The organism is uncultured Holdemanella sp. (assembly GCF_958348295.1).
In the GTDB taxonomy this organism is placed as follows: domain Bacteria; phylum Bacillota_I; class Bacilli_A; order Erysipelotrichales; family Erysipelotrichaceae; genus Holdemanella.
The window spans coordinates 1-13,128 of the sequence record NZ_CATVYQ010000055.1; the positions used below are offsets into that span (position 1 = coordinate 1).

Below are 13,128 nucleotides of genomic sequence, written 5' to 3' on the forward strand. Positions count from 1 at the left end.
TCAACCTCGTAGTATTTACTATTTCTCAATGGGATTTAGTTTTACAATTGAGCAAATCCTAAGACAAGCTAGAAATAAAAAGCCATGATTTCTCATGGCAAGTTTTAATCATCCACTAAGTATGATCCCACTTAACTTATACAACATATCTAATGTGTTGTAAGAAAAAGAATAGCTTTTTTATACTTCTCTAGCCTTTCATAATCTGATTTTGTCGGTTCTTTAATTCTTGTGATATCTAGATTATGTAAAAGATCTGCAACCTTGATCTTTTTAGCTAAGTTAGATTTAGATACTCTTTGAATATATTCAAAATAAGATTCATCTTTTCTATGTGTTAATGTGATCACGGTATCGACAATTTCGTTTGAAAATATAGTTCTTAACTCATCCACCGTAACGTTTGTATCTTCTAACACATCATGCAAGTAAGCTATTGCTTTTTCAGTATCCGTATCCATATAAGATGAAACTGTTATAGGATGAAGGATATAATCTTTACCTGCTTTATCCACTTGTCCTACATGGGCTTTTTGTGCAATTTGTAGTGCTAATTCTTGATACATTTATTTTAAACCTCTAAGACTTTCTAAAAAACGAATACTTGGATAATTCCTATGACTATGATACTCCATCCATTTGGCTAGATAAACTAAATCATCAAGGGTGAAATCAAAATGAACTTTCAAATACTCTAAATTTTCTTCTTTACACTTAAATAAAGCTCGATATTTCTTTAATTGATCTTTACTCCACTTCGGATATTGATTATGATTACACGTATTACATAAGAATCCTCCATCTTTTAAGGATAGAGTTTCTACTCTTGTATTTTGACAATGTACACACCCATCCACGAATGGTTGAATTCCTTCGTGTTCGATGCAATATTTCAATACGATGCAAGCCCAGAAATAAAAGTCATCCAAGTCTTTATCGGCTGAATTCCAACATTCCAATAATGTATGAAATAGATTTTCTTCTTCTTTCGTTTTAGAAATCAAATCATGTAGTACAAAACAACAACTCGATTTAAATAGATCTTCTTGAATGTGATAATAATAATGAATGGTTTGTCCTTGTAGTAATAAAGGCATCTTCATTTTGTCTTCAATCATGAATTCATTATAAGAAAAAGGCTGTACAAGCCGTAAATTCTTAGAATTCACTTTGAACAGTCCTCTTGCGTATAAAGTTAAAATGGAATCGTTAGTCAATACTTTGACTAAGCCATCCTTATCCTTATATTCACTTACACTTAATACAAGGGCTTGAATCTTAGTCTTCATCCATTTGTTCTAATTCGTCTAAACCGAATTCTTTGATCTTGTTTTCATGATTACGCCAATTCTTTTCTACACGAACAAACAACTCTAAATCTACACTACATCCAAGCATATCTTTTAATTCTTTTTGTGCATCTAAACGAATGGAACGAATCATGTTTGCTTGTTTTCCAATCAAAATTCTCTTTTGCGATTCACGATCGACAACTACCATCATTTGAAGATACATACGATTACCACGTTTTTCTTTACGTTCTAAAATAACCGCCACACTATGAGGAATTTCCTCATGTGTTTTAAACAAAATCTTTTCGCGAACAATCTCACACATTCTAAAGTTAATATCATGATCCGATTTCATTTCTTCTGGAAACATCGGCTCTCCTTCAGGTAAGTATCCCTTAAATACGTGTAACAATTCGTCTAGATTATCCTTGTCTAAAGCACTGATTGGAACAATATCATTAAAGTCATATTGGTTTTGCCAATAGACTAAACGTTTCAACAATTGCTCTTTTGGCAATTTATCGATTTTATTCATAATCAATACGACAGGTTTATGAAGTGTTTCAATTCTTTTTAAAATAAACGAATCCCCTGTTCCAAAAGATTGTGTACCATCTACGATCCATCCAATCACATCACAATCTTCCATAGCTGAATAGGCATTCTTATTTAATACACGTCCCAATTGTTGCTGAGGCTTATGAATACCTGGTGTATCCACAAACACATATTGACAATCTTCATGTGTTAAAATACCTGAAATATTGTTTCTTGTCGTATTTGGTTTATCTGACATGATCGCAATTTTTTCTTTCAACAATGCATTCAATAATGTTGATTTTCCAGCGTTGGGTCTTCCAACAATTGCGATAAATCCTGATTTATAATTTTTCATTCTACCTCCAATTTAAAATATTTTGGGCAAAAATACATAAAGCCCAATACAAGCCGCAAGCACACTGATAATAAAAACAGCTCCTGCAGCCATATCTTTAATATGTTTAGCTTGTTGCGTGTGTTCTAATGAAATATAGTCTACACATCTTTCGATGCATGAATTGATAATTTCACTAAACCATACAAAACTAATTGCACTGATCAACATCATCCATTCCTTGAAAGAACAATGGAAGATAAAGCCAAACAAAATGACTATAATCCCAAATATCCCTTGAAGACGTATACTACGATCACAAGTAAATGCATAGTATAATCCTTCAAAAGCATATTTGAATCTACCTTTGAACCAATTCATCTAGAATTTCATCCTGTAAGGCAAACATAACCTTTTCATCTTCTTCTTTCATGTGATCATATCCCATCAAATGAAGTAAGCCATGACAGAATAAGAAACAAGCTTCTCTACGAATCGAATGTCCATATGCTTTAGCTTGATCACGAATAGCTTGCACATTGATAAAGATATCACCAAGTTCATATTGATCTTCTTCGATCAACATATCACTCATATCATCTTGAATCGCAAAACTAATGACATCTGTAGGACGATCCACATTTCGATAGTCACGATTGATTTCGTGAATCTGTTCAGGTGTTACATATATTACAGATAAACTCCAATCTCCCTTTCTTTCTAACACCTTACATGCACGTTCTAATATGTTTTCAAAGTCTTTTTTGTATCGATAGACACTTCTATCTTTTGCATTATTTGTAAAAATTATTTCCATGCCTAAATTATACACTAAATAAAAAAAGAGTTCAAAACGAACTCTTACTTTGTAGTTTCTCTAAACATTTTTGAGAATGAGATTTCAATGTCTTTATTTTGTTTAACAGATTCATCATCCACTAACATCTTTGTTAGTAAACGCATCGCAACGGCACCTAAATCATATTCAGGAATGTTGTATGTAGAAATTGTAGGACGCATCATTGTTAAATATTTTGAATTCAATATACAAACAAGTTCTGTATCATCTGGAATTGAATATCCACATTCTTTACATGCATTCATCAATGCGATGGCTTGAGAATCACGGAATGTAATAACCATGCGGCTTGGCTTGTGAGATTTATAGTAGTCAGACAAGAATGTATAGCTTGATTTGTAGCTGTCATCATAAGTTACATATTTGTCGAAAACCAATCCTTTTTCTGCATAAGCACGATCTACACCCGCTTTTAATTGTTCCATCATAGAAAGATTTAATTTATCTTCTACCATAGAAATATCATCAATACCCTTTTCGAAGCATTCATTGACAAATTCATATGCCATACGTTCGAAGTTAATATATACATTTCCTACGTTGCCAATCTTATGTCCTTTTAATTTACTTCCAACAACAACCATAGGAATTTGGTATTCATGTAACACTTCCATTTCATCTTCTGAAAAGTTGTCATTGAATAAGATTACACCATCTACACGTGACTTAATAATAGATTCAATCACATCTTGCATTTTTGAGATTCCCTTACTTGTAGTATGGAACATGATGTTGTAATTATAAATTTTTGCGACATCCATTAGACCATTTAAGATCTTCGCATTGTACGCAAATAATTTTTCACTCATCACAATTGAAATTGTAGTTGTTTTTGATAATGCCAATCCTTGCGCAATCGCATTTGGTTTATAACCTAATTTTTCAATAGCTTGTTGAACACGTAAACGTGTATCTTCACGTACCACATTACTATCATTAATAACACGTGATACAGTTGCTAAAGAAACATCTGCTTCTTTGGCAACATCATAAATGGTAATTCTTTTCATTCCTATTCGTCCCCCTTGTTAAATATTTTCTTCAATCCACTAAACAATGCTTCTGTAGCTTTACCAGTTACTTCTTCTGCTTTATCAACGGCACGAATAACAGAATCATTTGTACGAATTTCGTCTACTTTTTCATCCGCTTTATCAATCACCTTACGTAAAGAATCATTTTTTCTTAATGTTTCTTTTCCATATTTAAAGCCATCTACTACCAATCCAGCTGTGCCCTGTAAAAATTCTTTACCAGCCGAAACTGTTTGTTTAAATTGTTCACTCTCACTTACTTCAACCACTTTATCTTTTGTTGAAGAAAGAATATTTTTTGCATCATCCTTAGCTTGCGATAAAGCTTCCTTTACTTTTTCAGGATCTGAAGCGTCTTTTAATAAATCACGCAAATCATCAAATAACTTTTCAATCTTACTCTTAGCGTCCTCAATGATTCTTTCATTATCAGTATTTTCGGATTCATGCATCACTTCAAGTTCTAGCATCGATTCTTTTTCTAAATCATCAATTAATTGTTTTTCATCCATGTCATTCATCCTCCTTTGTTTCAATACTTTCTTTTCCATTCTTTTTATTTTGAAACCATTCTTTGGCATTTTGTACATTTTCACTAAGCGAACTCATCACACTCACAAACGCCTCTTTTGCGCTCTGATTTACTTCATCAACTGTGTTTGAGATATTTTCAGCTGTTTTTAATGGTGCATCTAATTTTTTCAATTGATCATTTGCCGTATCCAATGTTTTCGATACTTGTTTTAAAGTCTCAATCAACTGTTTTAAAAACAAAATCAAATAAATTAATGCGATAACACCAACGATTGGTAATACATATGAAAATGCACGAGCTAATGTACTCATAAAGATATCTAAACTCACAATACCACCTCAGAAAGATTATAACATAAGCTTTCTAACTTATCTATTTTTTTTGAAACTTTTTTCACAACCCTGTAAACGCTACAAATAATAAAAGAAGTGCTCGAATTATTCTAACACTTCCGTAAAATACATTCTAGAGGCAAAATCCTCTTTTTCTTGGTTCAACTTCACGAACTTGCTCAAAACATAGTGTACAAGCAAATCTTGTTAACTATGAAAAAAAGAAAGAGTATCGATTAAATATATTCAATTGGTAATGCGATCATATCTTCAGTCAAATACATCTTTCGATCGTATTGACATAATATGATTCCTGGTTGTACTTCTTTATTTGGGATATCTTTTAATGCCGAAAAATGTTTTCCCATGGACTTTGTAGGATTTGCCGTCATTTTAATTTCAATCGGATACAATTTCCCATCTTCATCAATCACTACATCAATTTCTCTTTGATCACGATCACGATAGAAATAGATATTTGAAATGGTTTTACCTGCATTTAAATGACTTTTTAAAATTTCAGACACAATAAAATTTTCGTATATATTTCCAGCTTGAGCACCTGTCATAGCTGTATCTGCACTAGTCCATCTAGCCAAGTAACATACCAAACCGGTATCATAAAAATAAACTTTTGGTGTTTTGACAACTCGCTTTAATAAATTGTTAGAATATGGTTCCAACAAATAGATAATTCCCGAAGTTTGTAGAATCGAAATCCATCTTTTAACTGTATCTGCACTTATCTCTATTTCATTCGCAACTGCATTAATGTTTAATAATTCACCGCACCGTACCGCAAGAGATGTTAAAAACTTTACAAATTTTAACTCGTTAGAAACATTAATAATTTGTCGAACATCTCTTTCGATATATGTTTTCACATAAGAAGAGTAGTATCTTTGCCAATCAATTTTTTCATCTTGAAGTTGCGGCATACTTCCTCTATGAATCCAATACCACAAATCACTATAGCTTTTAATTTGTGATTTTCTTTCATTAAAATAGGTTTCATTTGGGATAAAAGGTTTATTAAATTCAATATGATGTATTTCACGAAATGATAATCCTTTTAATTCAACAATCGCCATTCGTCCAGCTAAGGTTTCACTTACCCCTTTCATCAGCTCAAAAGCTTGTGATCCAGTAAGTGCAAAACTTCCTTTTTGTTTATTCGTATCGACATACATTTTTAAATATCTAAATATACTAGGTGCATATTGGACTTCGTCAATGAACAAGGGTGGTTGATAGTTTTTTAAAAACAAATTTGTCTCTTCTACAGCCTGTGTCAATATAATTGGATCATCTAATGTAACATATTGAAAATTATCGCAAACATATTGTAGAAGTGTTGTTTTACCAACTTGTCTAGGTCCAGTAACTAATACAATTGAAAATTGTTCTAAACACTCTTTTATAGTTTCTTCCATATGTCTTTTAATATACATATTCTCTCTCCTTTCGGCTATTCTAAGATTCAATCATATTATAGCCGCTTTTTGAATTGTCCACAACTAAAAAAGAACAGACAATCTGTTCTCTTATAAAATCTTCTCTAATTTATCTCTTAATAGATAGATGTCTTTACTTGACATAAAGACGAAGGCTGCAGGAGCAAATTCTTTTAACTTTTCAGCTGAAGCATCATCTACATCTAATAAGATTGCGTTTGGACAACGATCCATTAAATCTTGAATTGTGACTGTGATCGTCTCATCTTCTCTAACGGCATTTTTAGGAAAATCCAGTAAACACACTTGATCCGCTGTATTTAAACTTGCCGCAAAGTCATCCAAGAAATATTGTAGACGTGAATAACGATCTGGTTTATATAACGCAACAATTTTCTTTTCTGGATATTTTTTACGAACGGCATCAATCATGTAACGAATAGCTGTTGGATGGTGTGCATAGTCATCCACTAATACACTATCCTTGACTTCATCAATCACAAATCGACGTGCAATTCCTTTATATTCTTTTAAGCCTTGTACAATCAAATCAGTCGGCATTCCAAGAACGTGGGCTAGTGCAAAACATCCTAAGGCATCCTGCATAAATGGATCTCCTACTTCATTCAATTCTACATGAGCTAAAATTTCACCATTGTGCTTACAATCAAAATGCATGCCAAATGGACCTTGTTCAATATTAACAGCCTGATAATCATTGCCATCTTCCATACCATATGTAGTAACTGGAACATTATATTGCATATTCTTTAAGTGTTTGTCATCTCCAAATATCACAATATGTTTTTTTACTTGGTTGGCAAAACTTTGGAATGCGGATACATAATCATCCATATCTTTATAATAGTCAACATGATCCATATCAATATTGGTGATAATCGCATAATCTGGATGATAAGCCAAGAAATGTCTTTGGAATTCACAAGATTCTAACACAAAATGATTTGCGTTTTCTGGCATGTATCCATGACCATCCCCAATTAGATAGGCACATTCATCCTGCAAAGAAAGAACATGTCCTAAAATACCTGTAGTTGTAGATTTTCCATGTGTACCTGCAACACAGATAGAACTATATGACTCTAATAAAATACCTAAATATTCATTATAATAATACGTTTTAACAGTCGGATTATCCATAGCCGCTTTTACTTCTGGATGAGAACTGTCAAAAGATAAACCAATGATAACTGTATCATTATCCTTAATATTTTCAGGATTGAATGAATAGATTGGAATATTACGAGCTCTTAATCCATCTTCTGTAAAAATATATTTATCGATATCACTACCTGTTACTTCCTTGTGTTCATCATGCAAGATGCATGCTAAGGCAGCCATACCTGTACCTTTGATTCCAATAAAATGATAAGCCATTTTATTCACCTTCTTTATCAAATAAAGACGTTTGTTGTGTCGTTTCTTTTTTTGGCTTTTCTAACATTTCAGAAAGATTCATATTCGCCTTTTTATCTTCTACCTTATATTCAGGAATCGATTTTGCAGGTTGCATACTAGGAAGGTATGTTCCATACATTGGCGATAAAATCTGTGAGAAATCTTCATCTTCTGGTTTTTGTAAAGAAATCGCATCATGTACTTTATCAAATTCTTTTTTATCATCCTCAACATTTCCAAAAATTGGAGAAATAACAGGTTGATAATCTAAATCTTCCGCAACACGACGTACCTTTACTGATTTATGACGATCATATTTATATGCTTTTTGTTTTGGCTTTGTTTCTTCTTGGGCAATTGAATCTACATCTAAACCTTTAAAAATTGTAGACTTCTTTTCTTTAGGCTGAATAATGGCCTTTTCGAAAATAGGAGAATCCATAAAGTTTTCAGGATTGTCTTCAATAGAACTTGCTGCTTGTGCTAAGACAGGCTCTGGTTGTACTACAGGTTCAACAACTTCTGGTTCTGGTTTTACTTCTTCTTCCTGTTTTGTAGGCTCTTCTACGACTTCTTCTTCATCCTCTTCAATATCTTCATTGAAGATTGCATGCATTAAATCCTTTAACATATTTCCTTCTCACTTTCTATTGTTTTATTAAGATATGTCTCTATCTCTTCTTTTGTTTTACGAAGTGTAGAAACAAATCTTGAAATTTCTTTTCCATCCTTGAAACAAATAAAGCTAGGAATTCCCATCACTTCATACTCAATCGCAATATCCATACATTGATCACGATTTAAAGAATAGAACTTAAGATTACTAAATTCTTCTTCAATTTCAGGCATAAATGGTTTGATATACATACAATCTGGACACCAAAATGCTGTAAACACCATAACTTGAATTCCTGATGTATCTAAAGCTTGAGTAAATTCTTCTTTATTTTTAATATCAATCATGTGAATATCTCCAAACACAACGATAGATTGGCTGTCCTAAAGAAATGAATTTTTGTTCATATTCTGTGATCGCATCTTCATCATGTTTATCACGACGATAATCCACGCTGACTTCAACCATCTTAAATCCAGCATTTTGAAATTCAATCAAACTATATTCAAACAAACTTGAATTGTCTGTCTTCATTTGAATCTCGCCATTTCTTGATAAGATGCGCTTATATTGATCTAAGAATGTAGCGCTGGATAAACGTCTTTTCGCATAACGTTTTTTAGGCCATGGATCTGAGAAATTTAAGTGAATCACATCCACTTCACGAGGTCCAAACCATTCGCCGATTGAACTTGCATCGTCTTGAATCAATTTAAGATGTTTATCTGCTGTATCCTCATCATATTTTTTTGCGGCAATACCCGCTGCACTTTCATTCTTTTCAATCGCAATAAATCCAGTATCCGGATACATTTTTGCCATGTCTAAAGAATAATTTCCTTTTCCACAACCAATTTCAATATGCAAAGTATCTGTACCCATTAATTTTTTCCAGTTACCCGCTTGTTTAGATGGTTCTTTTACTAAACAATTTGCTGTAGGCAAATAATCTGTTGCCCACTTTACTTTACGCATTCTCATATTAACTACACAATGTCACGATCGCATCGGCATAAATGCAGATAGCCTGAAGTAAGTTATCTAATTTAATACCTTCATCACGTTGGTGACATCCTCCTACAAATGCATCAGTTTCAATCACTTCATTTGGAAGTTCAGGACCATAAGATACAAAGTTTTTAAATTTACGTGCATATGTTCCACCACCAATTGTGATAGGACATGAGAATGTATCGCCTGTATATTTTTGATAAACACTCATCAAGTCTTTAACTAAACGAGAATCTGGATCTACGAACAATGGTTTTGAATCTCCACGATTTTCAGCCTTAATATTTGAAGTTAAGCTTTCACAAGCTGCATCAAATTTAGCCATAATTTCATCACCATTTGTATCATTTGGATAACGAATATCAATTAAGATATCTGTTTTATTGTTTTCAATATTCACAATACCTGTATTCATTGTCAAGAATGACATATATAAACCATCTTTTTCAATGCCAACTGGTTTTCCCATCCAATCTTTTAATAATGAATATAAGTCTTTTGATAGTTGATCATTATAAGCTTCACCAATAAAGTTTAATAATAAGACGGCTGCATTTATACCATTATATGGCATAGCTGCATGCGCAAAGGCACCATCAATATGTAGTGTAACTCCTTCTTCACTTCTTTTAATAGATCCTTTGACACCTTGAGTTGCACAATAGAATTTAAATAAATCTTCCTGTTGATAACTCATCACATCCACTGTAACATCGGCTTTACCAATAACGATATTTGGACGGCTTCCCGCATGAAGCTTTTTGATTACAGTTTCATCTGAACTAACTAAACCAACATGTAAGCCACCCTTTTCACCATAAATTACTGGGAAGTTTGCATCTGGTACAAATCCCATTTGAGGAACTTCGGCATGATCCACATAATAATTCATACATTCCATACCTGATTCTTCATCACATCCTGTAATCAACATTACTCTTTTTTTCAAGGGGATGTTTAGATCACGAATCATTTTTAATGCATAATAACCAGCTAGTGCAGGGCCTTTATCATCCATGACACCACGGCCAAAGATATATCCATTTTCTAAAGTCACTTTTAAAGGATCTTTCGTCCATCCTTCTCCTAGTGGCACAATGTCCAAGTGTCCTAAAACACCAAATGTTTCTTCACCTTGACCATATTCCACAACACCTGCATATCCATCAACGTCTTTAGCTTCAAAACCATCACGTTTAGCCATATCTAACATTGCATCTAATACGTCACGACAATTTTTTCCAAAAGGTGCATTTTCAGCTTTTGTCGATTCATCACGAACACTTTCATACGATACAAGTGTATTTAAGTCTTTTAAGAAATCATCTTTATATTTAAGTACTTCTGTATTAAAATCCATAATTTTCACCTCTACCCAACTATTTTACCACATAGTCAAGAAAAAAGAACTCGTTTTTAACGAGTTCCTTACTTTTACGCTTCCGTTTTTTCTTCTTCTGTTTTTGGTTTTGGAAGTAAAGCTTTTGCGCTTACATTGATACGGCCTTTATTATCGATTTCTGTAACCTTAACATCGATAATATCACCAAGTTTTAATACATCTTCTACTTTTTCTACACGGTGATGTGAAATTTTAGAGATGTGTAGTAAACCATCTGTGTTACCAAATAAGTTCACAAAAGCACCAAATTTTTCTAAACGAACAACTTTAGCAGCATATACATCGCCAACTTTAGCTACACGAACAATATCACTGATCATTTGTTTTGCTTTTTCGATTGTATCGTAATCATTATGATAGATCACAACTTTTCCATCATCATCAATATCAATTTTTACATTGTCACATTGAGCAATGATTTCATTAATCATCTTTCCACCAGGTCCGATGACATCCTTGATTTTGTCTGGATCAATATTCATCATCGCAATCTTAGGTGCATATGGACTCAATTGTTTTCTTGGCTCAGAAATACAAGCCAACATATTGTCTAAGATTTCTAGACGAGCTTTGTGAGCTTGTGCTAAAGCTTCTTCAAAGATATTTTTTGTGATACCTGTTACTTTGATATCCATCTGTAAAGCTGTGATACCATTTGTAGTTCCGGCAACCTTAAAGTCCATATCTCCAAAGTGGTCTTCCATACCTTGGATATCTGTTAATACAGTATATTTTCCTGAATCATCATCCATGATCAATCCCATCGCAATACCAGCTACTGGAGCTTTGATTGGAACACCAGCTGCCATTAAAGACATTGTTCCTGCACAAATACTTGCTTGAGAACTTGAGCCATTACTTTCCATAACATCTGCCACAGTACGAATTGTATAAGGGAATTCATCAACACTTGGCAATACTTGAGCCAACGCTCTTTCACCTAAAGCACCATGACCAATTTCACGACGTCCTGGATTTCCCATACGTCCTGTTTCCCCAACGCAATATGGTGGGAAGTTATAGTGGTGCATGAAACGTTTTGATTCTACAACTGTTAAGTCATCAATAATTTGGTTATCATTTAATGCACCTAAAGTAGTTGTTGATAATACCTGTGTTTCTCCACGAGTAAATAATGCTGAACCATGAACACGAGGAAGTAAATCTACTTGTGAGTTCAATGGACGGATTTCATCGATTTGACGACCATCTGGACGTACTTTATCTTCGATGATCAAACGACGTACTTCGTCAGCTTCAATACCACGACAGATTTCACGAGCTTGTTTAACCGCATTGTTTTGATCTTTTTCAGATGCATATTCTTTGTTTGCGATCATTTCAGCAGCTTCATCTGTTAAATCATCAATTTTTCCATAACGTTCCAATTTTTCTTTAATTGAAACAGCTGCACGAATTTGTGCTTCAAAGTTTGCGCGAACTTCGCTATCGATTGTTTCATCAACTGCATACAATTCGATTTCACGTTTTTCTTTACCGCAAGCTGCAACGATTTCTTCTTGGAATGCACATAATTTTTTGATTTGTTCATGTCCAAACATCAATGCTGCAAGCATATCTTCTTCGCTAACTTCTTTAGCCCCTGCTTCAACCATGTTTAATGCTTGTGCAGTACCAGCTACAGTTAAATCGATGTCACTTTCTTCCATTTGAGCAACTGTAGGGTTGGCAACCAATTCTCCATTGATACGTCCAACTTTACAACCAGCGATTGGCCCATTGAATGGAATGTCTGAAATACATAATGCCAATGAAGCACCAAACATAGCTGCCATTTCAGGACTTGCATCTTGATCCACACTTAATACTGTGTTGACAACTTGTACTTCATTACGGAATCCTTCCGCAAATAATGGACGGATTGGACGGTCGATCATACGAGCTGTTAATGTCGCATGTTCGCTTGGTCTTCCTTCACGGCGTAAAAATCCTCCTGGAATCTTTCCAACAGAATATAACTTTTCTTCAAAACTTACTGTTAAAGGGAAAAAGTCAATCCCTTCTTTAGCCTGGTTCGATGCACATGCAGTTGATAAAGTAACTGTATCTCCATAACGAATAATTACAGCACCATCTGCTTGTTTTGCGATTTCCCCAGTTTCTACTGTGATCCCCCGACCACAAAAATCTAAATGAAACTCTTGTTTCGCCATTTTTTCACCTCAATCATACTTTTATATTCTATCAAATAAATGCTTAAAAAAAAAGTAATCTTTTCGATTACTAGTGATTACGCATGAAATAATCTTCAAAATTTCGTGATTTAAGATTATTTATTT

At 33.6% G+C, this 13,128-nt stretch carries 15 protein-coding genes; all 15 read right to left on the bottom strand.

What is annotated here, in order from left to right; genetic code table 11:
- Nucleotides 1–149: 149 nt before the first annotated feature.
- Nucleotides 150–566 carry an HD domain-containing protein gene (locus Q3907_RS09245; protein ID WP_295644188.1) on the bottom strand — a complete coding sequence of 139 codons (417 nt, stop codon included), beginning with the start codon at nt 564–566 and terminating at the stop codon, nt 150–152.
- On the bottom strand, nt 567–1,289 hold the full coding sequence (gene recO / locus Q3907_RS09250; protein ID WP_295644191.1) for a DNA repair protein RecO: 723 nt from the start codon (nt 1,287–1,289) through the stop codon (nt 567–569).
- The gene (gene era, locus Q3907_RS09255) at nt 1,279–2,187 is read right to left on the bottom strand and encodes a GTPase Era (protein WP_301898070.1); all 909 of its coding nucleotides are present in this window, start codon (nt 2,185–2,187) and stop codon (nt 1,279–1,281) included. Before era ends, recO begins: the two co-directional genes overlap by 11 nt.
- A 12-nt stretch (nt 2,188–2,199) precedes the next feature.
- Nucleotides 2,200–2,547 (bottom strand): diacylglycerol kinase, encoded by a 348-nt coding sequence (locus Q3907_RS09260; protein ID WP_301898071.1) that lies wholly within the window; start codon nt 2,545–2,547, stop codon nt 2,200–2,202.
- Nucleotides 2,528–2,983, bottom strand: a complete 456-nt coding sequence (gene ybeY, locus Q3907_RS09265; protein ID WP_295563230.1) for an rRNA maturation RNase YbeY — start codon at nt 2,981–2,983, stop codon at nt 2,528–2,530. The genes Q3907_RS09260 and ybeY overlap by 20 nt, the downstream gene beginning before the upstream one ends.
- Before the next feature lie 44 nt (nt 2,984–3,027).
- Entirely contained in the window at nt 3,028–4,035 is a 1,008-nt protein-coding gene (locus Q3907_RS09270; RefSeq protein WP_295567348.1) for a LacI family DNA-binding transcriptional regulator, read from the bottom strand.
- 2 nt (nt 4,036–4,037) lie between these two features.
- Nucleotides 4,038–4,571 (bottom strand): hypothetical protein, encoded by a 534-nt coding sequence (locus tag Q3907_RS09275; protein WP_295563227.1) that lies wholly within the window; start codon nt 4,569–4,571, stop codon nt 4,038–4,040.
- Between the two features lies 1 nt (nt 4,572).
- Nucleotides 4,573–4,923, bottom strand: a complete 351-nt coding sequence (locus Q3907_RS09280; protein WP_295563225.1) for a hypothetical protein — start codon at nt 4,921–4,923, stop codon at nt 4,573–4,575.
- 239 nt (nt 4,924–5,162) lie between these two features.
- Complete coding sequence (locus Q3907_RS09285; protein WP_301898072.1) at nt 5,163–6,377, bottom strand: ATP-binding protein; 1,215 nt, start codon at nt 6,375–6,377, stop codon at nt 5,163–5,165.
- Nucleotides 6,378–6,470: 93 nt separating this feature from the next.
- A complete protein-coding gene (locus Q3907_RS09290) occupies nt 6,471–7,778 on the bottom strand; it encodes a UDP-N-acetylmuramate--L-alanine ligase (RefSeq protein ID WP_301898073.1) in 1,308 nt (435 codons plus the stop codon).
- 1 nt (nt 7,779) lies between these two features.
- Nucleotides 7,780–8,430, bottom strand: a complete 651-nt coding sequence (locus Q3907_RS09295) for a hypothetical protein (RefSeq protein ID WP_301898074.1) — start codon at nt 8,428–8,430, stop codon at nt 7,780–7,782.
- Entirely contained in the window at nt 8,424–8,762 is a 339-nt protein-coding gene (locus Q3907_RS09300; RefSeq protein WP_295560640.1) for a thioredoxin family protein, read from the bottom strand. The genes Q3907_RS09295 and Q3907_RS09300 overlap by 7 nt, the downstream gene beginning before the upstream one ends.
- Nucleotides 8,755–9,396, bottom strand: a complete 642-nt coding sequence (gene trmB / locus Q3907_RS09305; protein WP_301898075.1) for a tRNA (guanosine(46)-N7)-methyltransferase TrmB — start codon at nt 9,394–9,396, stop codon at nt 8,755–8,757. Before trmB ends, Q3907_RS09300 begins: the two co-directional genes overlap by 8 nt.
- A gap of 1 nt (nt 9,397) precedes the next feature.
- A complete protein-coding gene (gene pepV, locus Q3907_RS09310; RefSeq protein WP_295644209.1) occupies nt 9,398–10,786 on the bottom strand; it encodes a dipeptidase PepV in 1,389 nt (462 codons plus the stop codon).
- A gap of 74 nt (nt 10,787–10,860) precedes the next feature.
- Complete coding sequence (pnp, locus tag Q3907_RS09315) at nt 10,861–13,002, bottom strand: polyribonucleotide nucleotidyltransferase (protein ID WP_295644212.1); 2,142 nt, start codon at nt 13,000–13,002, stop codon at nt 10,861–10,863.
- Nucleotides 13,003–13,128 lie beyond the last annotated feature (126 nt).